A 23,709-nucleotide genomic window follows, 5' to 3' on the forward strand; every position below is an offset into this window, starting at 1 on the left:
CGCAGCCTAATCAGATTGAAGGATTGAGATTGTTTGTTCGTTCAATTATCAATTGTTAATAGTTAATTATTATGTCATTGATCTTAAATATCGAGACATCCACTTCCGTATGTTCAGTAGCCCTGTCGGAAGGGGAGGAGGTGGTCTTTGAGAAGGCTTCCTTCGAGGGGCCGTCTCATGCGGCGTTATTGGGCGTTTATATGGAAGAGGCATTAGAGGCCGCGAAGTCGAAAGGGATGAAACTGGATGCCGTGGCGGTAAGTAGCGGACCCGGATCTTATACGGGGTTACGCATCGGGGTGTCTGTGGCTAAAGGATTATGCTTTGGGTATGGTATTCCTTTGATCGGTATTCATACGCTGGATATTTTAGCGTCTGCCGCTATCCGGAAAAATAAGGGGGAGGCCGATTGCTTGTATTGCGCTATGTTGGATGCCCGCCGTATGGAAGTCTACTCTTCGATTTATGATTCCCATCTCAACACGATACGTGCCACGACTGCTGATATCGTAGATGCTGATTCGTATGCTTCTTTTTTAGAGAACGGTAAGGTTTGTTTCTTTGGAGACGGTGCCGCTAAATGTGAGACGGTAATCACTTCTCCGAACGCCTGTTTTATAGATGGTATCTATCCATTAGCTGTAAATATGGCATCCTTGTCGCAGCAAGCATATGATGATGGCCGTTTTGAGAATGTGGCTTATTTTGAGCCTTTCTATTTGAAAGAATTCCAAGCAACGATCGCTAAGAATAAAGTGCTGAACGAGGCGTTAGGGAAAAACAAATAAGAGTAAGGGTACACAACCAAATTCATGTTCCGGCTGTTTATTCTAAAATGAATAAATCAGTTAAAGACATGAGAAAGAAAAGTGTGAATACGCTATTGGTATTTGGTGTGGTTGTCGCTATAATCCTTTTGATGATCTGGTTGTTCCTCGGGACAACGTTGGTGGAGGATACGAGTACGGAGATTAGTCCGGTTCCTATAGAGCAAGCTAACTGAGAACAATAACATAAAAAGGCGGGATCCTTTCGGACCTCGCCTTTTTTAATATAGATAGTTGTTTTATTAACCAAGGAATCCTAGCAAGATACCGGCAGCTACAGCGGAACCGATTACACCTGCTACGTTCGGACCCATAGCGTGCATCAATAAGTAGTTACTTGGATCGTATTCCAAACCTACGTTCTGGGAAATACGGGCAGCGTCAGGTACGGCGGATACACCGGAGTTACCGATCAACGGATTGATCTTGTTGCCTTCTTTCAGGAACAGGTTAAAGAACTTAACGAACAATACACCGGCACAAGTAGCGATAACGAATGACAACGCACCCAAACCGAAAATCTTGATAGAGTTCAATGTTAAGAACTGGGTAGCTTGTGTAGAAGCACCTACCGTGATGCCTAATAAGATCGTGATAACATCGATCAGCGGGCCGCGGGCTGTCTCTGCCAAACGGCGAGTAACACCACTTTCCTTGATCAAGTTACCGAAGAACAACATTCCTAACAATGGCAAACCAGACGGTACCAAGAAGGCTGTTAATAACAAGCCAACGATCGGGAAAACGATTTTCTCCGTCTGTGAAACGGCTCTTGGAGGTTTCATACGTATCACACGTTCTTTCTTCGTTGTAAGCAATCTCATAAACGGTGGCTGGATAATAGGAACCAATGCCATATATGAGTATGCGGATACAGCGATAGCACCCATCAAGTTAGGAGCTAACTTGGATGACAAGAAGATTGCAGTTGGACCATCAGCTCCTCCGATAATACCGATAGCACCGGCTTGGCTTGGGTCAAATCCCATTTGCAATGCAATGATATAAGCACCGAAAATACCAAATTGGGCGGCAGCTCCGACTAGCATTAACTTAGGGTTGGATATCAAAGCGGAGAAGTCTGTCATGGCACCGATACCGAGGAATATCAAGGGGGGATACCAACCTTGTTTCACTCCTTGGTATAAAATGTTCAATACAGAACCCTCTTCGTATATACCTAATTGTAATCCGGCATCCTTGAAAGGGATATTTCCGATCAAGATACCGAAACCAATAGGGATCAGAAGCATTGGCTCGAATTCATATTTAATCGCTAGGAATATGAACAGCAAACCTACCAATAGCATCACGATATGCCCTGGAGTCGCGTTCGCAAATCCTGTATAGGAGAGAAATATTTGGATATTTTCTCCTAGGAATTGTAAGAAACTTTCTTGCATATCATTAACCGATTACAACGAGATCTGCACCTTCCAATACAGAGTCGCCTTTGTTTACTTTAATTTCTACAATTTTACCGTCACGATCGGCATTGATGTTGTTTTCCATCTTCATGGCTTCCAATACCAAGATCTTTTGGCCTCTCTTAACTGTATCGCCGACTTTACAGTCTACACTTAAAATTACACCTGGCAGCGGAGATTTAACAGCGCCGGCTACACTTGGAGCTGCTTGACGGGTGATAACAGGTTCACCGCTGGCATTGGTCGGAGCTTGAGCCGGACGTTTCAATGTAACCATTTGTTTTTTCGCAGGTTTCTCCATTTTTACGTTATAAGGGGTTCCGTTTACCTCTACCTCTGCCACATCATCTACAACTGAGTTGATATGTACTTTATATGTGTTACCGTTAATGGTATATTTAAAACTTTTCATTCGTCAATTGGATTTTAGGATGATTACTTTTTATTTGGAGTCTGACGCAGAGAATAAAGCTTAGAACTCCATGGTGAATAGCTGCGTTGAACCTTGTGGATAGTCAATACCGTGTTCTCGATATCGTGGTTGTCATCGCTCATCTCATAAAGAGCGGTAGCGATAGCGGCAAAAATTTCACCTGATTCTTGACCGATATTGGCTGATACGGCAGCACCTGTTCCTGCGGCTTTTTGAGCGTTACGCTTGCTAGCTTTGATCGCTGCGTTACCGATCTGCTTGAATACTAGATACAAAATGATTAAGCCAAGGAATACGACTGCCATGGCTGTTATGGTCATACCAATACCCCATGGGTCGTTCCGTTGGAAGTTCTCAAGTTTCGCATTCGAATCTAACGTCAGATTATTGGTGCTAGGAGTCACTTTGTCAAGGATACTCCAATTTCCTACTCCATCAAGATCCAGACCGTAACTAACATCTGCTTTTTGCCCGGCAGGGATTGTCACCTCGTCGATCAAAGTTGTACCATCTGAATCATATAAGGCTAGATAATTATCTTTGTTTGGATCGAATGTGAAGTTTACATGAAATGTCCCTTTTGTTGGCTGATCATCTGCCCAAAAAAGAAGATGCTGGCGGGGAGGAACTTTGGTAAGTACATCTCCCTTCGGGATCATATATTTTCTGGGATTACTTTTATCGTTCGTTAAGAAGCATCCTCGTAAATCCACCGTACCTGCTGAGTTATTAAATAACTCAAACCATGGATGGCGTTTTCCATAGTCATCAACAAAGTTATCTTCATTGACAACTAGCACTTCATTTAATTTAACGGAGGTAGTCAACTGTGCCTTGGCTCCCATACTGAAGAGAACCATTAACAGTAGCAATACCCCTATTTTCTTATTTATCATATTCATCTCCTGTTTTACGGATTATAGAGGCAGGTTATCATGTTTCTTAGCAGGATTGCTTAACTTCTTAGTCTGCAATTGCTGCAAAGCACGAATAATACGGAAACGAGTGTTACGCGGTTCGATAACATCGTCGATATAACCGTATTGAGCTGCGTTATAAGGATTAGCGAATGCTTTCTTATATTCAGCTTCTTTCTCTGCTGCGCATGCTTTCGGATCTTCAGCGGCTGCTACTTCCTTGGCGAAGATAACCTCTACGGCACCGCTCGGGCCCATAACGGCGATCTCGGCTGTCGGCCATGCGTAATTCATATCACCACGTAAATGTTTAGAACTCATCACGCAATAAGCTCCACCGTAAGACTTACGCAATGTAACGGTAATCTTAGGAACGGTAGCCTCACCATAAGCGTAAAGCAATTTAGCGCCATGAAGGATTACACCGTTGTATTCCTGACCTGTACCCGGAAGGAATCCCGGAACGTCAACCAATGTTACCAAAGGAATATTGAAAGCGTCGCAGAAACGAACGAAGCGACCTGCTTTACGAGATGCGTTGCTATCCAAGCATCCTGCCATAACCTTCGGCTGGTTAGCTACGATACCGACGGATTGTCCGTTGAAACGAGCGAAACCTACGATGATATTCTTAGCGTAGTCCGCATGGACCTCTAGGAACTCGTTGTTATCGACGATCGTACCGATAACCTCATACATATCGTAAGATTGGTTGGCGTTATCGGGAATGATATCGTTCAATACATCATCCAGACGATCGATCGGGTCTTTGCACTCAACTAACGGCGTTTCCTCTAAGTTGTTCTGAGGTAAGAAACTGAGCAGTTTACGGATCAATTGCAAACCATCTTCTTCTGTATCGACAGCGAAATGGGCTACACCCGATTTGGTAGTGTGTACGCTGGCTCCACCCAACTGCTCTTGGGTTACATCCTCACCTGTTACGGTTTTTACGACTTTCGGACCAGTCAAGAACATATAGCTGGTACCACGTGTCATGATGTTGAAGTCTGTCAAAGCCGGAGAATAAACGGCTCCACCGGCGCAAGGGCCGAAGATACCGGAAATCTGGGGAACAACACCGGAAGCCAAGATGTTACGTTGGAAAATCTCTGCGTATCCTGCCAAGGCATTTACTCCTTCTTGGATACGAGCTCCACCGGAGTCGTTCAAACCGATAACGGGAGCGCCCATCTTCATGGCTTGATCCATTACTTTACAGATCTTCATAGCCAAAGCCTCAGACAAGGCTCCACCGAATACGGTGAAATCTTGAGCGAAGATATATACCAAACGTCCGTCGATCGTACCATAACCTGTTACGATACCATCGCCTAAATATTTAGTTTTCTCGATACCGAAGTTTGTACAACGGTGTTGAACAAACATGTCGAATTCCTCGAAACTACCTTCGTCAAGCAACATGGCGATACGCTCACGAGCGGTATATTTGCCTTTTTTGTGCTGTGATTCGATTCTTTTCTCTCCTCCACCCAAGCGAGCTTGCTCACGAAGTGCGATGAGCTCTTTTACTTTTTCAAGCTGGTTACTCATTGTATTTTGATTTGTTGTTAGAAATGAACGGATTAATTATTTGTTGCCCGGCATGCAAAGCTCTGTCAATACGCTGCAAGTTGATTTCGGGTGAAGGAAAGCGATGTTCAAGCCTTCCGCGCCACCACGGGGAGCTTTATCGATTAATTTAACGCCTTTTTCCTCAGCCTCGTTCAAAGCTGCCTGTACATCAGGTACCGCGAATGCGATATGGTGGATACCTTCACCTTTTTTCTCGATAAATTTTGCGATCGTGCTATCTTCGCTGGTCGGCTCTAGTAATTCAATCTTAGTCTGTCCTACCTTGAAAAATGCGGTTTTTACTTTTTGGTCTGCTACTACTTCGATATTGTAGCATTTTAATCCAAGAACGCCTTCATAATAGGGTAAACAAGCCTCGATACTCTTCACTGCGATACCTAAATGTTCGATATGTGTAAGTTCCATGTCAATAATAATTTAAAGATTTAGTAAATATTTGTTTCTATTGTGTGCAAATGTACACTACTTTTTATGAATGAGGAAATAATTTTTTGTTTTTATCTCCCAGTAAATGTGTTTAAAGATACATTTTATTAAAAATCGACAATCAGACGAACGTTCAATTGACGTCCGGTCAGATAGTTTGGAACTGCGTATTGGACATTATATACATCTGTTATCCAATAGTAGGAACTAACGTTTTTGATGTCTAATATGTTAAATACATCTAGACCTAGCCAAATGTTTTTCAAATGGCGGAAGAAGCCCCTGTCCATGATAGCGTCCGTGCCTCCTGCCAATTGATAGGAGAGGCCGATATCTACACGTTTGTAGGCGGGCGTACGGAAATAGCCGGCTTCGTATCCTTTGCCCGGGATTGTCTGGGGAAGTCCTCCGGATAGAACTCCTTTCAGATTTAGCTTGACTCGTTTATAGCCCGGGAAATAATCTTGGAAGAAGAGTGAGATGTTGTAGCCTTGGCTATTGGCCATAGGAACGGTCGTTGTTTCCCGGATGGTTTGCTGGGCTTTCATCAAGGAGAAGCTGATCCATGAGTCGGTACCCGGTACGAATTCTCCGAAGAATTTGACATCGAGTCCCATGGCGTAACCTTTGGCGCAGTTCTCACCGTAATAGCGGATCTTGACGTTATCTACGGTGTAGGGATTCAGATTGTCCAGCTTTTTATAGTACATCTCGGCGGTCACCTTGAAATTCCGGTCTACGGCACGGAACGTATAATCTCCTCCCAATATGAAATGGATGGAGCGTTGTGACTTTAGATCTTTGTTCAATACCGTGATATTATTGCCGTTCTCGTCTTTGTCTACTTTACGTAATTCCTTGTAGAAGGGCGATTGATAATACAGTCCGGTGGCGAAACGGAGCGTCAAGTCTTGGTCGAAGTTCGGGATAAAGCCCAATGAGGCACGGGGACTGAAAAGGAACTCCTTATTATAAGTCCAATAACTACCTCTAACTCCTGCGACTAACGTGAACAGACCTTGCTTGGTCCTGAATTTGAACGCGTCTTGCGCATAAGCGGAAAAGCGTGTGCTTTCTATCTGATTATCAGAAAAGAGGTTCGAATATACACTTACGTTATTACCGGTTTGGGGCAAAGAATAACCTGAGGAATCCCTTTTTTCCCATTCACTGATCTTATCATTGATTTTCTCCATTTGTACCGTGGCTCCCCATTTCAACGTATTGTTTAAAAGGCGGGCCATCCCATAATGCCCGACATTCATGACGGTGGAGTTCAAACGGTTTCGTGCGTGCTCGTGATAACGGCCTACGGACATGGCGGCTGACGCGTCGTCATCCGGATTTTCCGCTCCGTTCTCGCTCAGCCAATATTCTCCGGCGATATCGTATCCCTCTTCTTCCTTGCTTTTGAAAGCGGAGGCTTGAAGTCCCAACTCTGTGTTCTCATTGGGGTTGTGTTTCAATGTAAGCGCACCGAATAAGGTTTGGAAACGGTCTCTTTCCCTTCCGTCGAAATAGACTTTGAAGTTCTTGGGATGCTCGGCTGTACCGAAAGAGGTTTCCCGGCTATAAGGGGTGAATTTATAATTATTGTTAGCGAGGTTTCCCAAGAAATTGATTTCCCATTTAGGGGCCAATTGGTACGTGATGTAAGTTTGCAGATCGATAAATTTAGGGTCGTATTCTGCGTCTGTATCCATGGTACCCAAAATAGACCGACCGCTTTTAAAGCGGAAACCCGTTACTTGGGTAAATTTACCGATAGAACTGCCTACATAAGCATTCGCACCCAACAAGCTCGCGGAAGCCGAGCCTTCGAATATCTTAGGCTTTTTATAGGTAATATCCAGCACGGAACTCATCTTGTCTCCGTAACGGGCCTCGAAGCCACCGGCGGCGAAATTGACCGCCTCTGTCAGGTCCGGATTGATAAAGCTAAGGCCCTCTTGTTGTCCCGAGCGAATCAGAAGCGGACGGAATACCTCGATCCCATTCACATAAACGATATTTTCATCATAACTACCTCCACGTACGGAATACTGGGAACTTAACTCGTTATTGGACGATACTCCGGCAAACGTAACGACCAAGCTCTCTATACTACCTCCGGAGGGATCGGGCAATAACTTGATTTTGTCCGCATTTAGGGACTCCATGGTCGTGGTCTGTTTGCGGATGGCAGTAACAGATACTTCCCCTAAATCAAATGAGGTATAGTTCATCTGTACGTTCAGGCGCATATCGGCTTGTGCCGAAGGAATGATACGTTCAGCTTTATTATATCCCAGACAAGAGTAAATAACGGAGATAGAATCCCCCGGCGATATGGAAAAGGAATAATATCCCTTCTCGTTGGTCATGGAGCCGATCAACGTGTTTTTAACCCGGACATTCACTAATTCCAGAGGGTTACCGTCGGCGTCACGGACATAACCAGTGATTTTTATGCGGCCTTCGCCAAAGGCACTCACGGAAATAAGTATAAATAGCAGCGCGGCTATCGCACGAATCTTCATAATCTATTGTTCAATTATAAAAATACTAACGAGAAAAAAGAACGATACGTATATATGGGTGCAAAAAATTATATTTATATTTGCGAATCTTAATATTAAAAGAGTACAAAGAACGAAAAAAATGGAGAGTTTTGCAACACTTATACAAAATAGAAGAAGTACACGTAAGTTTACCGAACAACTACTTTCACCCGAGCAGGTAGAACTGATCTTGAAAGCGGCGTTGATGGCTCCGGCCTCAAAACGTAGTAATCCTTGGCAGTTCGTGGTCGTGGAAGATAAGGAAATGTTGAAGAAACTTGCCGGGTGTAAGAAAAATGGTTCTGCTTTTCTGGAGGGTTGTGCCTTGGCCGTGGTTGTCTTGGCGAATGTGATGGAAAGCGATGTTTGGATCGAGGACGCTTCGGTCGCTTCTATTTATATGCAATTGCAAGCGGAGGATTTGGGATTGGGCAGTTGCTGGTGTCAGATCCGGAACCGGGTAACAGAGGACGAGGCGGATTCGAATAATTATGTTCGTTCGTTGCTGGATATCCCTTATCAATTGGATGTCTTGTCTATCATTGGTATCGGTTATAAGGATCAGGTTCGTAAGCCTTTTGATGAATCCCATTTACAATGGGAGAAGATACATATAGGAAAGTTCTCTCTTCCGGAAGAAAATAAAGAGGCGGAAGAATGAGAGTCGTATTTGTTGGTGCCGGAAACTTAGCTACCCGGCTTTCGTTGGAAATGCGTAAGTCCGGAATGAGTATCGGGCAAGTGTATAGTCACACAAGTGAGCATGCTAAGATTTTAGCCGATGAATTGGGATGTGGGTGGACTGTTGTCCCGGAAGATATTGTGGAAGATGCCGACTTGTATGTTTTCTCTTTGAAAGATGCCGTGCTCCAAGATGTTATCGCCCGTGTAAAACCGAATAACGGTTTGTGGGTGCATACGGCAGGGAGTATGCCAATCTCTGTATTTGAAGGTCTTACGGCTAGATATGGGGTGGTTTATCCGTTACAAACGTTTAGTAAGAGTAGGGAGGTGGATTTCAAGAAAATACCGTTCTTTTTAGAGGCGAACTCGTCTGAAGATGAGAAGGTGCTGGGAGAGGTGGCTAGGGCGCTCTCCAGTGATGTCCGTTTCCTCTCCTCCGAGAAGCGAAAGAACTTACATTTAGCGGCGGTTTTCGCTTGTAATTTTACGAATCATATGTATGCGCTAGCTGAAAAGATCTTGGAAGAACAGCAAATACCGGGAGAGGTCTTGCTACCTTTGATAGACGAGACAGCCGCTAAGGTACATGTAATGTCGCCGGCGCGAGCCCAAACGGGACCAGCTATACGATATGACGAGAATGTGATAAACAAACATATGGCTATGCTTAAAGATCCGGATATGCGAAATCTATATGAGCTGATTAGCCGAAGTATACATAAGGAGGCTCGACATGAGTAGTATAAACTATGATTTGAGAAAAATAAAGGCTTTTGTCTTTGATGTAGACGGGGTGCTATCCTGCGATGTGATTCCGCTTCACCCGAATGGCGATCCGATGCGTACGGTCAATATCAAGGATGGCTATGCCTTGCAATTGGCCGTGAAGAAAGGTTATGAGGTCGCTATAATTACGGGCGGATATACGGAAGCCGTACAGATTCGCTTTTCTCGTTTAGGAATACAACATATTTATATGCGTAGCGCTGTAAAGGTGCATGACTTTAAGGATTTCATGGAAAAAACGGGCTTGTCTCCTGAGCAAATCATGTATGCGGGTGATGATATTCCTGATTATGAGGTAATGACGCGAGTCGGATTGCCGGTGGCACCTGCGGATGCGGCTCCGGAGATCAAGGAGATAGCGAAATATATATCCTCCCGGCGAGGTGGCGAAGGCGTAGCTAGGGACGTGATCGAGCAAACGATGCGGGCGCAAGGACACTGGTTCGGCGAGGAGGCTTTTGGGTGGTAAAATTTTGGTGAATGTGTAACGCTTAATCGAATAGGTTATGTTAGAGAATTTAAAAAAGTACAAGATCGTCTTAGCCTCTAATTCTCCGAGACGACGGAATTTGTTATCTGGTCTGGATATCGACTTCGAGGTGAGGGTAATTCCGGATATTGACGAGTCTTACCCGGATTCTATTGACTCCATGGAGATCCCTTTATATATTGCCCGTTCGAAAGCGGAGGCCTATAAATCGACTATGGCAGATGATGAATTGCTGATCACGGCGGACACGATCGTCTGGACGTTTGACGGGGTTATGGGGAAGCCTGCGAACCGGGAGGAAGCTTATGCTATGCTTCATGCTTTGTCGGATCATGTACATCAGGTAATAACCGGCGTTTGTATCATGACGAAGGACAAAAATGTAGGCTTTTCCGTCGAATCTGCGGTTTGTTTCGCAAAATTGGGTGATGAAGAGATTAATTATTATTTGGATAAATATAAACCTTATGATAAAGCGGGAGGGTATGGCATTCAGGAGTGGATCGGTTATATCGGGGTAGAGGCTATCAATGGTAGCTTTTATAACGTGATGGGATTACCTGTGCAAAAGCTTTATCAGGAATTGAAACATTTTTAATCTCAATTCAAGGTAAAGTATTTATCCTTCATATAATATTCTATCTGATTTAATGTGTGCGCTAAGGCTGGGGGAATCGGTAAGACGACCGGTTTCTCCACATTCCATTCCGGGTCATTTATGATCATGTCGGATAGACTGCCCGCATGTATTAAGATAAGGCGGGTAGGGGCTGAGGCTATAACCTTATGATTGGTGTTTTGCGCAAGTAGCATGAAATGATCTTTTGCCACTTCCGCTATATGTGTCCCTTCTTGGCTGTAAATAATAAGTTTTCCCGAAAATACGAAGATTAATAGGTTATCCGTGGTTGTGGTATTAAACAGGGAATCTCCGGCTCTCAGTATTTTGCATTCAAGTTGATTTAGATAACGCTTCATGTAGGAACTTAAGGATTTTCGAGGATAGCCAATGTTTTTCTGTTAGGAAGGTATTCCAACATACCTTTTGAGTAGGTGACTTTCTGTTGTCCGTTGTTGTCCGCATAAATAATGAAATACTCTATTTGGGGGATGGATTGTGCCAGTAGCTTCGCTTTCTCGACTCCCAAAACCATGAAAGTCGTAGCGTAAGCGTCTGCTGTCATACAATCTTCTGCCACGATTGTCGCGCTAAGAATATTTTGTCCAGCGGGATAACCGGTCGCCGGATTGATCGTATGGGCATATTTCTTACCATCCTTGATGTAGAAGTTTCGGTAGTCACCAGAAGTAGCCACACCTCCTTTTTGGCATAATTGTACGATCTCTTCAACATCATTTGTTACGCCGCTTGTCCCTATTTCCGGCTTGTTGATGCCGACTCGCCAACAGTCACCTTGTTGATTTATGCCTTTCATGGTGACCTCACCACCTATTTCTACCATGTAGTTCTTTACGCCTTCCTTTTCCAGCAGGCGGGCGATAACATCGCAAGCATAACCTTTTGCGATGGACGAACAATTCAATAGAATCCGGGGATCTTCTTTGATGATTTTCTTTCCTTCCAATCTTACTTTTTGATAACCGACGAAAGCCTTTATGCTATCGATCATCTGCGGGGTTACGCTATCCATCTTACTGAATCCGAATCCCCATAGATTAATTAATGGAGCACAAGTAATATCAAAAGCTCCTCCTGATTTTTGGGAGATTTCTTCCGCCTTATTGAATACTTCGGTAAACCATTCGTCTACCTCCACATCCTCGTTATTATTGACTTTCGCGATCGTGGAGTTGGGGTTGAAAGGATTTAAGGAGAGGTTAAAACGTTGCAGCTCGCTGTCGATCTTATCGGTTAGGATTTGCTTGGCCTTGTATTTGATGTGGTAACTTGTATGAAAAACAGAACCACTCTCTTCGAAATATTGGGCTTTGTCCGAGCAAGCCGTAAACGATAAGATCAACAGGCTGACTAATATGGTAATATTCTTGCGCATCATTATGAAATTTTATGTCGCGAACTTACATAAAAAATTCCATATATGCCCCTTTCATGGGGGAGACGCTATTGTGTGTATAAATATCAAGGATTCCTTTTTTATATTGTGACTCTGGTTTTATCCAATGTGCACGCCTTTCGGATAGGATCTTTTCTATCTCTTCCACGCTTCTCTCAATACTGTCAGTACCGATTATATCCAATGTTCTCGCTGGAATATCGATACGGATCAAGTCATCGTTCTCGACCAAGGCGATTGGTCCCCCTTCGGAAGCCTCCGGGGATACATGTCCGATCGCCGGGCCTCGGGTCGCTCCGGAGAAACGACCGTCGGTGATCAATGCGATGGTCTCTACCAACTCAGGATCGGAGGCGATCGCTTCTGTCGTATAAAACATTTCTGGCATTCCACTTCCTTTCGGTCCTTCATAACGGATAAATACCGCTTCTCCCGGATGGATTTTCTTTTGTAATACCGCCTCAATAGCGTTCTCCTCACAATCGAATACCCTCGCTTTCAGGGTGACTTGCATCAAGCGGGGTGAAATCGCCGAATGTTTTACGACTGCCCCTTCGGGCGCTAAATTTCCTTTCAATATAGCGATGGCTCCTTGTGCCTTGATCGGTGTATGAAAAGGTTTGATAATATCGCCAACCTTTACTCCTAGGGCAGGAAGATATTTATGGCAATTCTCATAGAAGCCGTTGAGTTGTAAATCTTTTAAGTTTTCTTCCAATGTTTTGCCGGTAACAGTCATGACGTCGAGATGGAGGAATTCTTTGATTTCTTCCATGATCGCCGGTACGCCTCCCGCATACCAGAAATATTCGCCGGGCCAAAAACCGCTGGGACGTATATTTAAAAGGTAGGGGATCTTACGATGTATCTTGTCGAACAAATCCGGTGATAACTGGATTCCCAGTTCATGGGCGATAGCTGGAAGATGAAGCAGGCTGTTGCTGGAACCCGCTATGGCGGCATGTACCATGATCGCATTTTCAAACGCTTGTATCGTCATGATATCGGAGGGTTTTAACTCTTCTTTCGCCAGTCCGAGTGCATGTTCTCCGGCTTTACGGGCGGTTTCTTTTAACTCGGGTAAATGGGCGGGGATCAAGGCGGAGCCCGGTAAAGCGATGCCAAGCGCTTCTGCCATTACTTGCATTGTAGAGGCGGTACCCATGAAAGAGCAAGCTCCACAATCCGGACATGCGTCACGCTTATAAACCATGAATTGTTCTTCCGTTATTTCTTTTCGCTCGTACTGGGCGCTATAGGTACCGATTTGTTCTAACGTGAGTAGGTTGGGACCGGCTTTCATTATACCACCAGGCATGAATATAGCAGGCATATCTAGCCGGGCTATCGCCATCAAATGCGCAGGGACGGATTTGTCGCAACTGGCTATAAAGACACCAGCGTCGAAAGGAGTCGCTTTTACATGAATCTCCATCATGGCGGCCATGATATCACGGGAGACTAATGAGTAGTTCATACCATCGTGTCCCTGCGCCTCTCCATCACAAATATCAGTGACGAAGTAGTTTGCGGCACGTCCCCCCTTTTCCTTTATACCGATTCCGGCCTCGTCCACCAATTTATCCAGATGGGCGCTTCCCGGATGGCTATGTCCGTAACTGCTTTCTACAATGATTTGCGGTTTACTCAATTCGTCGATTTTCCAACCGCTGCCTAGCCGGAGTGAATCCAGCTCCGGCGCTAGTTTTCGTAATTGCTGGCTTTTCATGTCTATTAATTAATGTATAAGGTTATTTATTCAATAAGGTATCCCTAGCTAAAGAATACATGCTCTATCAAAATCTTTGTACCGATACCGATTAAGATTAAACCTCCGATGAGGTCCAGCTTCAAGTCGATTCTCTTGCCGAATCGGTTACCGAAATAGACGCCGAAGGCAGAGATAGCGAAGGTGACAACACCGATAGTCGAGGCTTGCAGCAAGAGCGGTGATTTTAAGATCGCCAGAGAGATTCCTACGGCGAGGGCATCGATACTTGTCGCTATTCCCAATCCGCATAATGTCCGGTTACATAGAGGATCGAATTTCCCGTCTTCCTCCTCTTCCTTCGTGCTATCGTATATCATTTTTCCACCTAAGTAAAGCAAGAGGGTAAATGCGATCCAATGGTCGAAGGCGCAAATGTATTTTTCGAATCCTAATCCCATCGTATAACCGATCACGGTCATTCCGGCTTGGAATATACCGAGCACGCTCGCTATCTTTATAATATTACCGGCGGTGCAGTTGTTCTTAAGAACTGCGCCGCCGGTAACTGATACTGCTAGGCTATCCATGGATAAGCCGATCGCTAGTAGCAGAACTTCAATGTATAACATACTAGAATGATTCCCGTTTAATAATTTCTTCTATGGGCTTACGTTTCTTTGGAGTCTCATCGAATAATGCCGGATCGGAAGGATAGCCGAACGGTATCAATACAACAGGCTCGATCGTTTCCGGAATTTTAAAATGTTTACGGCAAAGCTCCGTGTCGAAATTGCAAACCCAACAAGTACCCAATCCTTGTTCGGCAGCGGCTAAACAAATGTGTTCCGTGGCGATAGCCGTATCGATATCCATATGATCCTTATGATCGCCCCGTTTCCAAGATTGCTGATGATCTCCGCAAACGATCAAGTAATAAGGCGCTTGCTTGAACCATTCCCGGGGATAGCATTCTTGTAATTTAGCTTTTCCTTCCGCACTTTGAACCCATACAAAATACCAAGGTTGATAATTTACCGCCGAAGGGGCCAAACGAGCTGCTTCTAGGATATAATCAATCTTTTCTTGCTCTACGTTTTTGGGGGCATACTTTCGGATAGAGCAACGTTTTCTCGCTAATTCTAGGAAACTCATATCTCATCCTCTATTTTATAGTTATTGCGATTCGGAGAATTGCGGGAAATCAACTCCCCGATAAAGCCCGCTAGGAACATCTGGGTTCCCAGAATCATCGCTGTCAATGAAATATAGAAATAAGGGGAACTTGTAACCAAAGGTCTTAGATCTCCAGAGTACATCGAGATCAATTTCATGCTGAGTACGATTACTAGAGCGATAAAACCAATGAAGAACATAGCGCTTCCCCATAAACCGAAGAAGTGCATCGGTTTCTTTCCGAATTTGGAAGTAAACCAAAGCGTGATCAAATCAAGATAACCGTTCACGAAGCGATCCAACCCGAATTTAGTAGTTCCGTACTTGCGGGCTTGATGTTTCACTACTTTCTCGCCAATCTTGTGAAATCCGGCAATCTTAGCTAAATAAGGTATGTAACGGTGCATATCGTTATACACCTCTATATTTTTAATGACAACATTCTTATACGCTTTCAATCCGCAATTGAAATCGTGTAAGTTCTTTATTCCCGAGAATTTACGAGCTGTCGCGTTGAATAATTTCGTGGGGATCGTCTTAGACAACGGGTCATATCTTTTCTTTTTCCAACCGGATACCAGATCGTACCCGTCTTCGGTGATCATCCGGTAAAGTTCGGGTATCTCATCCGGGCTGTCCTGTAGATCGGCGTCCATGGTAATGACTACGTCACCTTTAGCCCGCTGGAATCCGCAGTGCAATCCCGGCGACTTGCCGTAGTTGCGACGGAACTTGATTCCCCGGATATGTGGAGAACGTTGTTTCAACTCCTCGATCACTTCCCAAGAATTATCCGTACTACCGTCATTCACGAAAATGACTTCGTAGGTATAATTATGTTCTTTCATCACCCGCTCTATCCACGAGAATAACTCGGGTAAAGACTCGGCTTCGTTATACAACGGGATAACAACTGATATGTCCATTATTTGTCTGTAATTAACTTTTTAGCGGTTTTCAGTGATGGAACCAGTCGAATTGTTCCTGCACAAGAGAGCCGCTACCGGTATAGAAAGTATGATGCCGTAAAATACGTTATTAAATATTCCTTGTATGGCCATATGGATTGGCGAGATGCGAATATTGCTGAGCGAGTCGAGCATATCCGAGTTAACTTGGCTATCTTTTAATGCAGTCGTTAATTGCCCGATCGCATTTGCCACGAAATCAGGTGGGGCGATGAACTGATAAAAGACAAAGTATTCAAGCGAGACGATCAATGCGGCGAAAAAATACAACATCGTGCCGAATCTCCATGCATGAAAGAAACTGATCCTTCCACCGATGTCGTGCCGATATCTTTTCGTCATGTAGTAGGCGATGAAAGGGACGGCGAGCGTCAATAGCCAATAGACAAGACTCAAGGAGGGGACTGAAACGCTGAAGATGAAAAAGATGTATTTCACTACCCAATATATACCCATGGCCAAACCATAAGTCATAGCGCCTTTTAAAAGTAAATTCTTATTCTCTTCCATGATGTTGCTGTTTTGAATTCTTATCAGCAAAGTTAATATATTAATGCAAATGCGCAACTATATTATGTCTAAAATAGAAAAAAGGAAGCCTACGTATAAGCTTCCTTTTAAGTTGTGTTTTATCTGAGCCTCTTGTCGGATTCGAACCAACGACCCCGAGATTACAAATCACGTGCTCTGGCCAACTGAGCTAAAGAGGCAGGTGGGTAAGCTTACTACATCGCGCCGCTACAACCAAGTACCCTTGCTGCGGTCAAGCCCTGGGGGATTCCGAGGGAGCATGCCGTGTAGGACTTACCCGGGTGCAAAAGTAGATATTATTTTTTACTTTGCAAGCGTTTTCTTACTCTTGGGATGATAATTGTTTATAAAGAATTGAAAACCTTATGCTTTTGGTAGTGTTAAAGAATGTTTTATGTGTTGTGGCCGATGGTTTATCAAAGAATGTTGATTTTTTCATTGTGAGGAAAAAACATTTTCATCATGAAGAAAAAGTATTTTCACCGTGAAGAAAAAGTATTTTCATCACGATGAAAAAACAGTTTACTTGGAAGAGGTTCCGCTTTCCAATATGCTGACGATGGAGAACAACGTAAAGCAGATCGCTCCCAGTCCGGCCAATACCCGTGCGGGAATGGCATAATAACTATGCTCGGCCGCCATCTCGAAAAGGAAAGCGGAGAGGAAAAGGCAGAATAAAGCCGTGAATATAGGAATCAATGGAATCCGGTTGGCAAGCTTGAATTCTTCCCTCCATATTTTAGACAGCAAGATCACCTTGCTGGAGATACTATAGCAAACTAATCCAAGGCCGATCATGATATATCCGGTTGAGGCATTAGCCGGGTCGCTATCTCCTAATACGAAGAGACCCCATATCAGACTGATAGATCCCATCAGGATGACAAAACGGTGCCATAGCCTTTTTTCCAATCGGGAATATGTGTTTCTTATTTGTCGGGCGATCGTGGCGACTAAAGCGATTAAGCTGCTGCAAATACATGCTAGTCCGGCCATCACGTGCCCGGCGACAAAGTATTGGGAATGCTCGTCGCTATGCGCTAGCAACCGGTAAGCCCAAATCCATGCGACTATGGATATAAATGATGCTACAAGGATCAAGAATACCCCCTGCCAAAAGTTGAACGCTTTGTCTGGTATTCTGGGATCGTCGCTTTTGGCGTTCATTTGTATTAAGGTGAATCGGGTAGAGGCGGTAGCCGTTGTCGCTACGCATGCGGTTATAAGGCCCACCCCGCAAATGACATGGCCCGCGACAAAGTCTGCTGGCGCCGGTGAGGACATGAGTAAGATAAAGCCCGCCAGAAAAGTGATGGTTGCCGAGAGATATCCAAGGATAGGCAAAGCGAATCTGGCTACATTATTATATGTATGGATAATTTGACGAATAATGGTCGCTGCCGTAGCGAACAAAGCTATACAAATAAAGCCAAGAGAGAATACGACAGGTCCGGCGACGAATCTGCTGGAGTCCACTCCATAGTTAAAGACAAAAAATCCATAACCGAAACAAAAGAGGGCCATTAGCAATGGAATCGCCCTGAATAAGACACTAATCCCGTAATTCATAACTTGTTTTTTATTTAGATTTTTCTTCAAACAGAGATGCGATCCTTTTTGTTCAAGAAGAATTTTAGAGGTTATGCGATGTTTTTGCGTGTTATTTCATCATTTTTGTTTTTCTTTGCGGAAAATATCAGAGAAGTGAATCTTATTATAGAACAAGGTAACACGTCATCAAAGGTCGCTGTGTATAAAAATGGGCATATAGAGGCTTCTTTTGTATACAAGCAATTCGGTGTATCTGTGGTCGCTGCTCTTTTTGAGAAGTACGCTTTTACGCAAGGCATTTTATCGACGGTGATAGATACGGACGATGAGTTGATCGCTTATCTAAAAAATAAGCTTCAGCGTTTTGTCTTTCTGGATGAACATGTAGCTTTACCGATCAAGGTGGAATATGGGACGCCGAAAACGCTAGGCAAGGACCGTTTGGCCGCTGTCGTGGGGGCGAATTATTTGCGGCCGGGAAAAAATCTGCTGGTTATCGATGCCGGTACCGCTATCACGTATGAGGTGATAGAAGCGCCGGGTATCTTTCTGGGGGGGAATATCTCTCCGGGGATGACAACCCGTTTTCGAGCGTTGAACCATTTTACGAAGAAACTGCCTTTGGTAACGGAAGAGGATGATATACCGCTTATCGGGAGAAGTACGGAAACGGCTATCCAAGCGGGTGTGGTGAATGGGATTGTTTACGAGATGGACGGATATATTGACGAGCTGAAAGTAAAATATCCGGATCTTTTGGTTTTTTTAACAGGCGGTCATTCGTTTTATTTTGAAAGACGGCTAAAAAACTCCATCTTTGCAGACATTAATTTAGTGTTGACAGGATTAAACAGAATCTTAGAGTATAATGTTGAAAATTAATAAGGTAGTAATAATAAGTTTTCTTATCTTTACACAATTGCCATTGTGGGCTCAAAATAACACGAACTCGCCTTATACGCGATTTGGATATGGAGAGTTGGCGGATCGATCTTTTGGTGCCGGAAGGGCGATGGGTGGAGTCGGTTATGGATTAAGGTCCTCTAAACAGATAAATCCATTAAATCCAGCATCTTATAGTTGCATGGATTCGTTGACATTCCTTTTTGATTTTGGTGCGTCCGGTCAGGTGTCTTGGTTCTATGACGGTACGAACAAGCAACGACAGATGAATGGAAACGTGGAGTATATCGCCATGCAATTTCCGATCACCCGGCGTTTAGCGATGAGTATCGGTTTATTACCTTATTCATATGTAGGATATGATTTCGGCGAGAGCCGTACCGAGGGCGGTTTAAGTTGGGGAGAAAGCTTTAGTGGCGAAGGTGGCTTAAGCGATGCCTATTTAGGGCTCTCCTATGATATTTGGAAGAAGCGTCTTTCCATTGGTGTGAACGCCGGATTTTTATTTGGAAATATAACACATTCCCGCAACTTGATTTTCCCGAGCTCGACAGGGGCGGACGATGTGTATAGAAACCAACGTTATGAGATTCGTGATTTAAAGTTAGATTTTGGTATTCAATATACGCATCCTTTGAGTAAGACGGAGCATGTCACGGTAGGTTTCGTTTACTCTCCCGGAAAAAAGTTGAATACGACTGTGTATGATACTCAGCTTGTCGGTTCTTCGGCTACATCCGGATATACAAGGAACGATACAATTAAGAATTATCGGTTTGATATGCCGAACTCTTACGGAGCGGGTATCTCCTATGTGAAAGAGAATCGGTTGACATTAGCCGCAGACTTCTTATATGAGGACTGGGCGAACGCTTATTTTGATAACGAGAAAGGCCAATTCAAGAACCGTACACGTGTAGCGGCTGGTGCCGAGTTTATTCCTCGTTATGATAATCGTAATTATTTGGGGCGTATCAGATACCGTGCCGGTTTTCATTATAGCAATTCGTACTTAAGAGTCAGTCGCTCCGAGGAGAATGGTTATAAAGGACATGGTTATAATGAATATGGGGCGAGTGTCGGTTTTGGGCTTCCATTGATCGATAACCGTTCATTAGTGAACCTGTCATTTGAATACGTGAAGATCCGTCCGGAATTACGTACAATGATTGATGAGCAGTATTTCCGGTTTACGGTGAACTATACATTTAACGAATTATGGTTTTTTAAACGAAAAGTGGATTAAACCGGGAATGGCCGAAAGGGTCTAATGAGTATGATACTTTTTTGAAGGAATATAAATATTATAGCTAACTTTAATAGAAAGAGATATGAAGATCAAAGTTTTATTACTAGCGCTTGGATGTACTATGGGTACATTGGGCGCTTATGCGCAGAAAGGAGTAGATAATGGTACACAGTTCGGTTCCGGTGAGGATAGCGTGCGTTGTATTACCAATATCAGCTTGTTCGTTCCTTACGCGAAAGCCGGAAACTTCAAAGACGCCTTTGATTTCTGGAAGATCGTGTACGATGAGTGTCCTGCCGCTACAAAAGATATCTATTTGTACGGTGTGAAAATTATGGGCTGGAAGATCGCTCAAGAGAAAGATCCCGCTAAGAAGAAAGCTCTTATTGATGATTTGATGGGAGTTTACGACAAGCGTGTGAAATATTTTGGAAATGATCGCCGGTATGGAAAAGACTGGATCGTTGCTCGAAAAGTGCAAGATTATTTAGCGCAAACTGGAGATAATGCCGACTATAATCAGGCCTATACTTGGTTGAAGGAGATCGTTGATGAGAAAGGTGCTGATACGGAGGCTCTAGGTCTCTCCTTGTTTAGTTTCTCTTCTATGAAGAAAATGGTTAACGATCCGAATTTCAAAGAACAGTATATTCAAGATTATTTGAAGGTTTCTGGTGGCTTGGATGCTCAGTTAAAAGCTGCGCAGGTTGCAAACAATCAAAAAGAAGTGAATGCCTTGACCGCATATAAGAGTGGTGTTGATAATGCCTTTGCGAATAGTGGTGCTGCCGATTGCGAGACTTTGCAGAATTTGTATGCTGCTAAGATCGAGGAGAATAAGGACAACTTACCTTATTTGAAAGAGACTATATCCTTGTTGAGAAGAACAGGTTGCCAAGAAATCGAGGCTTACTTTTTGGCATCAGACTATGCTTATCGTCAAGAACCTAGTGCCGAGGCTGCTGTTGGGCTAGGAAAGAAAGCCGTTAAGATAAAGGATTATGATACGGCTATTAAATACTTTGATGAGGCCGCGAATTTAGAAACGGACGCGACTTCAAAAGCTGATGATTATTATATGATCGCATTGTTGCTGTTTGAGCAAAATGCTTATTCAAAGGCTAGACAATATTGCCAGAAAGCTTTGGAGGTAAATCCTAACTATGGCAATGCTTATTTATTGATCGGCAAGATGTATGCCGCTACTTCTAAATCTGTCTTCCCGAATGATGGAGTATTGGCAAGAGCTGCTTATAATGCCGCTATCGATAAATTTGAGAAAGCGAAACAGGTAGATCCGAGTGTTGCTGAAGAGGCTAATACTTTGATATCATCTTATCGTGCTCACCTTCCTTCTACGGAGGAGATCTTCATGCACCCGGATTTGGAGAAGGGTAAACCTTTCACTGTCGGTGGTTGGATCGGAGAGCGTACAACGATTCGGTAATTATGATAGGAAATCGTTTTCATTGTAAAACGGAAAATATGGGCATAACAACTACCTTCGTGGTGGTTGTTATGCTTCTTTTGTTTTCTGCCTCTTGCAGTAAGGAGCATAAGGAGGTGGTTGATGTTGAGTTTGACCCGGACAAGACTTATACGATGAAGGCTACGGATGTGTCATCCTTGATCTCCGATTCTGGTATCACGAGATATCGCTTGAAAGCGAAAGAGTGGCAGATTTATGGGAAGGCGGCGGAACCCCATTGGTATTTCCCCGAGGGGATCTACGTGGAGAAGTTCGATACCTTATTCCAGACAGAAGCGAGTATTAAGGCGGATACAGCCTATTATTATGATAAAAAAGGGCTTTGGGAGCTGATCGGTAATGTAGAGGTGGAAAGTCTGCAAGGGGAGCATTTTGAGACTTCCCAATTGTTCTGGGACCAGAAGCAAGAGAAGGTTTATTCTGATAAGTTTATGCGTATCGAGCAAGAAGATAAGATCATAACAGGTATAGGTTTTGAGTCGAACCAAGATATGACTCAGTATAAGATATTTAACTCACAAGGTATTTTCCCGGTGAGCGATGCTCCGGCCGATACGACACGGACAGCTCAGGGGGATAGTGCCCGGGTAGATGTGTCACAAATAGATTCAATAAAAAGTAATTAAGGTGGGGACGCTGACTTATATTTTAATTTCCCTCGCATTTTCCGCATTCTTTTCCGGGATGGAGATCGCTTTTATCTCCTCCAATAAGCTTCGTTTCGAGCTGGATAAGAAGGAACGTAGTCTATCCAGTAAGATACTGGGTATTTTCTATCGTAATCCAAATTTGTTTATCTCTACCATGTTGGTAGGAAATAATATTGCGTTGGTCGTTTATGGTCTTCAGATGGCAATCGTATTGGAGCCGTTTATAGCCAAGGTGGTTGCGAATGAGGCATTGATCGTTTTTATCCAATCCGTGATATCTACGATCTTGATCTTGTTTGCCGGGGAGTTTATTCCCAAGACCATATTTAAGTTGAATCCTAATTTATCACTCAATATATTTGCGATACCATTATTTATCATATATATCATCCTGTATCCGGTCTCCAAGTTCTCATCCCTGCTATCTTTTTTGATTTTGAAGTTAGGGGGCGTGAAGAACTTGAAAAGTTCACCTCAGGCATTAGGCAAGGTAGACTTGGATTATTTTATACAGCAAAGTCTGGAAGATGCTCCGCAAAATTCGGATATGGATACGGAGGTTAAGATTTTCCAAAACGCCTTAGACTTCTCGAATGTCCGTTTGAGGGATTGTATCGTGCCCCGGACGGAGATTGTAGCCTGTGATACGTCTGCTACGATAGAGGAATTGCGTTCTAAGTTTATCGAGACAGGACTTTCGAAGATATTGGTGTATAACGAGAATATTGACGATATTATCGGGTATATCCATTCTTCCGAGCTTTTCAAGAATCCGGAGGATTGGACCCAGCATATCCGTAGCGTATCGATCGTTCCGGAGACGATGGCGGCGAATAAACTGATGAAACTGCTGATGCAAGAGAAGAAGAGCTTGGCTGTTGTCGTGGATGAGTTTGGCGGTACGTCGGGTATCGTGACACTTGAGGATTTGGTGGAGGAGATTTTCGGAGAGATTGAGGACGAGCACGATATGAAGTCGCATGTGGCTAAAAAAGTATCGGACAATGAGTATTTGCTGTCGGGTAGAATGGAGATTGATACCTTGAACGAAATGTTCGGGTTGGATCTTCCGGAGTCGGATGATTATGTCACCATCGCCGGTTTTATCTTGCACTTCTATCAAAAATTCCCGAAATTGAACGAGACTGTCCAGATCGATAAATATTCGTTTAAGATAATCAAAGTAACGGCTACGAAGATCGAACTTGTACGTATGAAAGTAGGGATTTGATAAAAAAAAGGATTATATGCTGTGGAATTTCCTTTTTTTCATATCTTTGTGCCCTTAAAATGTGAAATAATAAACTTTAAAAAATAATAAA

Annotated in this window: 25 protein-coding genes and 1 tRNA gene; 11 read left to right on the plus strand and 15 right to left on the minus strand. The window is 43.7% G+C overall.

What is annotated here, in order from left to right:
• The first annotated feature begins 71 nt into the window (after nt 1-71).
• Together tsaB and DWX33_RS22605 are read left to right on the plus strand one after the other, a co-directional pair.
• Nucleotides 72-788, plus strand: coding sequence for a tRNA (adenosine(37)-N6)-threonylcarbamoyltransferase complex dimerization subunit type 1 TsaB (tsaB, locus tag DWX33_RS14900; RefSeq protein WP_121961614.1), 717 nt, complete (start codon nt 72-74; stop codon nt 786-788).
• 68 nt (nt 789-856) lie between these two features.
• Nucleotides 857-1,003, plus strand: a complete 147-nt coding sequence (locus tag DWX33_RS22605) for a hypothetical protein (RefSeq protein WP_005861514.1) — start codon at nt 857-859, stop codon at nt 1,001-1,003.
• Between the two features lie 66 nt (nt 1,004-1,069).
• Here the strand turns inward: DWX33_RS22605 and DWX33_RS14910 are convergent, their stop codons facing one another.
• The 6 genes from DWX33_RS14910 to DWX33_RS14935 form a co-directional block, all read right to left on the minus strand.
• Nucleotides 1,070-2,230, minus strand: a complete 1,161-nt coding sequence (locus DWX33_RS14910; protein WP_008774134.1) for a sodium ion-translocating decarboxylase subunit beta — start codon at nt 2,228-2,230, stop codon at nt 1,070-1,072.
• Between the two features lie 4 nt (nt 2,231-2,234).
• Nucleotides 2,235-2,666 (minus strand): biotin/lipoyl-containing protein, encoded by a 432-nt coding sequence (locus DWX33_RS14915; protein ID WP_008774133.1) that lies wholly within the window; start codon nt 2,664-2,666, stop codon nt 2,235-2,237.
• Between the two features lie 23 nt (nt 2,667-2,689).
• Nucleotides 2,690-3,583, minus strand: coding sequence for an OadG family transporter subunit (locus tag DWX33_RS14920; RefSeq protein ID WP_008774132.1), 894 nt, complete (start codon nt 3,581-3,583; stop codon nt 2,690-2,692).
• Nucleotides 3,584-3,604: 21 nt separating this feature from the next.
• Nucleotides 3,605-5,158, minus strand: coding sequence for an acyl-CoA carboxylase subunit beta (locus DWX33_RS14925; RefSeq protein WP_005861522.1), 1,554 nt, complete (start codon nt 5,156-5,158; stop codon nt 3,605-3,607).
• A 36-nt stretch (nt 5,159-5,194) separates the two neighbouring features.
• Complete coding sequence (gene mce, locus DWX33_RS14930; RefSeq protein ID WP_005861524.1) at nt 5,195-5,605, minus strand: methylmalonyl-CoA epimerase; 411 nt, start codon at nt 5,603-5,605, stop codon at nt 5,195-5,197.
• Nucleotides 5,606-5,733: 128 nt separating this feature from the next.
• A complete protein-coding gene (locus DWX33_RS14935) occupies nt 5,734-8,145 on the minus strand; it encodes a TonB-dependent receptor (RefSeq protein ID WP_122380614.1) in 2,412 nt (803 codons plus the stop codon).
• A 121-nt stretch (nt 8,146-8,266) separates the two neighbouring features.
• On the opposite strand from DWX33_RS14935, the gene DWX33_RS14940 reads away from it, so the two are divergent.
• Genes DWX33_RS14940 through DWX33_RS14955 form a run of 4 tightly spaced genes read left to right on the plus strand, consistent with a single transcriptional unit; the run spans nt 8,267 to nt 10,724 of the window.
• Nucleotides 8,267-8,827 (plus strand): nitroreductase family protein, encoded by a 561-nt coding sequence (locus DWX33_RS14940; protein WP_005861528.1) that lies wholly within the window; start codon nt 8,267-8,269, stop codon nt 8,825-8,827.
• The gene (locus DWX33_RS14945) at nt 8,824-9,591 is read left to right on the plus strand and encodes a Rossmann-like and DUF2520 domain-containing protein (protein ID WP_022192879.1); all 768 of its coding nucleotides are present in this window, start codon (nt 8,824-8,826) and stop codon (nt 9,589-9,591) included. Before DWX33_RS14940 ends, DWX33_RS14945 begins: the two co-directional genes overlap by 4 nt.
• Complete coding sequence (locus tag DWX33_RS14950; RefSeq protein WP_005865795.1) at nt 9,584-10,105, plus strand: HAD family hydrolase; 522 nt, start codon at nt 9,584-9,586, stop codon at nt 10,103-10,105. Before DWX33_RS14945 ends, DWX33_RS14950 begins: the two co-directional genes overlap by 8 nt.
• A 37-nt stretch (nt 10,106-10,142) precedes the next feature.
• Complete coding sequence (locus DWX33_RS14955; RefSeq protein ID WP_008774130.1) at nt 10,143-10,724, plus strand: Maf-like protein; 582 nt, start codon at nt 10,143-10,145, stop codon at nt 10,722-10,724.
• A 2-nt stretch (nt 10,725-10,726) separates the two neighbouring features.
• On the opposite strand, the gene DWX33_RS14960 is transcribed toward DWX33_RS14955, so the two are convergent.
• From DWX33_RS14960 to DWX33_RS15005, 9 genes are all read right to left on the minus strand, one after another.
• On the minus strand, nt 10,727-11,104 hold the full coding sequence (locus DWX33_RS14960; protein WP_005865798.1) for a hypothetical protein: 378 nt from the start codon (nt 11,102-11,104) through the stop codon (nt 10,727-10,729).
• Nucleotides 11,105-11,112: 8 nt separating this feature from the next.
• Nucleotides 11,113-12,144 (minus strand): FAD:protein FMN transferase, encoded by a 1,032-nt coding sequence (locus DWX33_RS14965; RefSeq protein WP_122380615.1) that lies wholly within the window; start codon nt 12,142-12,144, stop codon nt 11,113-11,115.
• A 22-nt stretch (nt 12,145-12,166) separates the two neighbouring features.
• A complete protein-coding gene (gene ilvD / locus DWX33_RS14970; RefSeq protein WP_005865802.1) occupies nt 12,167-13,891 on the minus strand; it encodes a dihydroxy-acid dehydratase in 1,725 nt (574 codons plus the stop codon).
• 44 nt (nt 13,892-13,935) lie between these two features.
• Nucleotides 13,936-14,502, minus strand: coding sequence for a manganese efflux pump MntP family protein (locus DWX33_RS14975; protein ID WP_008774127.1), 567 nt, complete (start codon nt 14,500-14,502; stop codon nt 13,936-13,938).
• Nucleotide 14,503: 1 nt separating this feature from the next.
• Nucleotides 14,504-15,025: a nitroreductase family protein gene (locus tag DWX33_RS14980; protein ID WP_005865806.1), complete on the minus strand. Its 522-nt coding sequence runs from the start codon at nt 15,023-15,025 to the stop codon at nt 14,504-14,506.
• Nucleotides 15,022-15,972 carry a glycosyltransferase family 2 protein gene (locus tag DWX33_RS14985; protein WP_005865808.1) on the minus strand — a complete coding sequence of 317 codons (951 nt, stop codon included), beginning with the start codon at nt 15,970-15,972 and terminating at the stop codon, nt 15,022-15,024. Before DWX33_RS14985 ends, DWX33_RS14980 begins: the two co-directional genes overlap by 4 nt.
• Before the next feature lie 21 nt (nt 15,973-15,993).
• Nucleotides 15,994-16,524: a DUF4199 domain-containing protein gene (locus DWX33_RS14990; RefSeq protein WP_005865810.1), complete on the minus strand. Its 531-nt coding sequence runs from the start codon at nt 16,522-16,524 to the stop codon at nt 15,994-15,996.
• A gap of 126 nt (nt 16,525-16,650) precedes the next feature.
• Nucleotides 16,651-16,724: transfer RNA gene (locus tag DWX33_RS14995), tRNA-Thr, on the minus strand.
• 343 nt (nt 16,725-17,067) lie between these two features.
• Nucleotides 17,068-18,114, minus strand: coding sequence for a DUF2776 domain-containing protein (locus DWX33_RS15005; RefSeq protein WP_005861552.1), 1,047 nt, complete (start codon nt 18,112-18,114; stop codon nt 17,068-17,070).
• Between the two features lie 36 nt (nt 18,115-18,150).
• Between DWX33_RS15005 and DWX33_RS15010 the strand changes: the two genes are divergently transcribed.
• From DWX33_RS15010 to DWX33_RS15030, 5 genes are all read left to right on the plus strand, one after another.
• Entirely contained in the window at nt 18,151-18,978 is an 828-nt protein-coding gene (locus tag DWX33_RS15010) for a type III pantothenate kinase (protein WP_005865812.1), read from the plus strand.
• Nucleotides 18,965-20,245, plus strand: coding sequence for a membrane protein (locus DWX33_RS15015; RefSeq protein ID WP_005865814.1), 1,281 nt, complete (start codon nt 18,965-18,967; stop codon nt 20,243-20,245). Before DWX33_RS15010 ends, DWX33_RS15015 begins: the two co-directional genes overlap by 14 nt.
• Nucleotides 20,246-20,330: 85 nt before the next feature.
• On the plus strand, nt 20,331-21,695 hold the full coding sequence (locus DWX33_RS15020; RefSeq protein ID WP_122380616.1) for a lipopolysaccharide assembly protein LapB: 1,365 nt from the start codon (nt 20,331-20,333) through the stop codon (nt 21,693-21,695).
• A 2-nt stretch (nt 21,696-21,697) separates the two neighbouring features.
• Nucleotides 21,698-22,363: an LPS export ABC transporter periplasmic protein LptC gene (gene lptC, locus DWX33_RS15025; protein ID WP_008774124.1), complete on the plus strand. Its 666-nt coding sequence runs from the start codon at nt 21,698-21,700 to the stop codon at nt 22,361-22,363.
• A gap of 1 nt (nt 22,364) precedes the next feature.
• On the plus strand, nt 22,365-23,618 hold the full coding sequence (locus DWX33_RS15030; RefSeq protein ID WP_005865821.1) for a hemolysin family protein: 1,254 nt from the start codon (nt 22,365-22,367) through the stop codon (nt 23,616-23,618).
• Nucleotides 23,619-23,709 lie beyond the last annotated feature (91 nt).

The organism is Parabacteroides sp. AF19-14 (assembly GCF_003635485.1).
Lineage (GTDB): Bacteria > Bacteroidota > Bacteroidia > Bacteroidales > Tannerellaceae > Parabacteroides > Parabacteroides distasonis.

Coding starts and splice junctions, on each gene's coding strand:
- DWX33_RS15015 (WP_005865814.1), top strand. CDS start 18,965: ATGTTGAAAATTAATAAGGTAGTAATAATAAGTTTTCTTATCTTTACA.
- DWX33_RS14950 (WP_005865795.1), top strand. CDS start 9,584: ATGAGTAGTATAAACTATGATTTGAGAAAAATAAAGGCTTTTGTCTTT.
- DWX33_RS14940 (WP_005861528.1), top strand. CDS start 8,267: ATGGAGAGTTTTGCAACACTTATACAAAATAGAAGAAGTACACGTAAG.
- DWX33_RS15020 (WP_122380616.1), top strand. CDS start 20,331: ATGAAGATCAAAGTTTTATTACTAGCGCTTGGATGTACTATGGGTACA.
- mce (WP_005861524.1), bottom strand. CDS start 5,605: ATGGAACTTACACATATCGAACATTTAGGTATCGCAGTGAAGAGTATC.
- DWX33_RS15005 (WP_005861552.1), bottom strand. CDS start 18,114: ATGAATTACGGGATTAGTGTCTTATTCAGGGCGATTCCATTGCTAATG.
- DWX33_RS14935 (WP_122380614.1), bottom strand. CDS start 8,145: ATGAAGATTCGTGCGATAGCCGCGCTGCTATTTATACTTATTTCCGTG.
- DWX33_RS14910 (WP_008774134.1), bottom strand. CDS start 2,230: ATGCAAGAAAGTTTCTTACAATTCCTAGGAGAAAATATCCAAATATTT.
- DWX33_RS14985 (WP_005865808.1), bottom strand. CDS start 15,972: ATGGACATATCAGTTGTTATCCCGTTGTATAACGAAGCCGAGTCTTTA.
- DWX33_RS14975 (WP_008774127.1), bottom strand. CDS start 14,502: ATGTTATACATTGAAGTTCTGCTACTAGCGATCGGCTTATCCATGGAT.
- DWX33_RS14960 (WP_005865798.1), bottom strand. CDS start 11,104: ATGAAGCGTTATCTAAATCAACTTGAATGCAAAATACTGAGAGCCGGA.
- DWX33_RS14915 (WP_008774133.1), bottom strand. CDS start 2,666: ATGAAAAGTTTTAAATATACCATTAACGGTAACACATATAAAGTACAT.
- DWX33_RS22605 (WP_005861514.1), top strand. CDS start 857: ATGAGAAAGAAAAGTGTGAATACGCTATTGGTATTTGGTGTGGTTGTC.
- DWX33_RS14965 (WP_122380615.1), bottom strand. CDS start 12,144: ATGATGCGCAAGAATATTACCATATTAGTCAGCCTGTTGATCTTATCG.
- lptC (WP_008774124.1), top strand. CDS start 21,698: ATGATAGGAAATCGTTTTCATTGTAAAACGGAAAATATGGGCATAACA.
- DWX33_RS14990 (WP_005865810.1), bottom strand. CDS start 16,524: ATGGAAGAGAATAAGAATTTACTTTTAAAAGGCGCTATGACTTATGGT.
- DWX33_RS14920 (WP_008774132.1), bottom strand. CDS start 3,583: ATGATAAATAAGAAAATAGGGGTATTGCTACTGTTAATGGTTCTCTTC.
- DWX33_RS15010 (WP_005865812.1), top strand. CDS start 18,151: ATGCGATCCTTTTTGTTCAAGAAGAATTTTAGAGGTTATGCGATGTTT.
- DWX33_RS14955 (WP_008774130.1), top strand. CDS start 10,143: ATGTTAGAGAATTTAAAAAAGTACAAGATCGTCTTAGCCTCTAATTCT.
- DWX33_RS14945 (WP_022192879.1), top strand. CDS start 8,824: ATGAGAGTCGTATTTGTTGGTGCCGGAAACTTAGCTACCCGGCTTTCG.
- DWX33_RS14980 (WP_005865806.1), bottom strand. CDS start 15,025: ATGAGTTTCCTAGAATTAGCGAGAAAACGTTGCTCTATCCGAAAGTAT.
- tsaB (WP_121961614.1), top strand. CDS start 72: ATGTCATTGATCTTAAATATCGAGACATCCACTTCCGTATGTTCAGTA.
- DWX33_RS14925 (WP_005861522.1), bottom strand. CDS start 5,158: ATGAGTAACCAGCTTGAAAAAGTAAAAGAGCTCATCGCACTTCGTGAG.
- ilvD (WP_005865802.1), bottom strand. CDS start 13,891: ATGAAAAGCCAGCAATTACGAAAACTAGCGCCGGAGCTGGATTCACTC.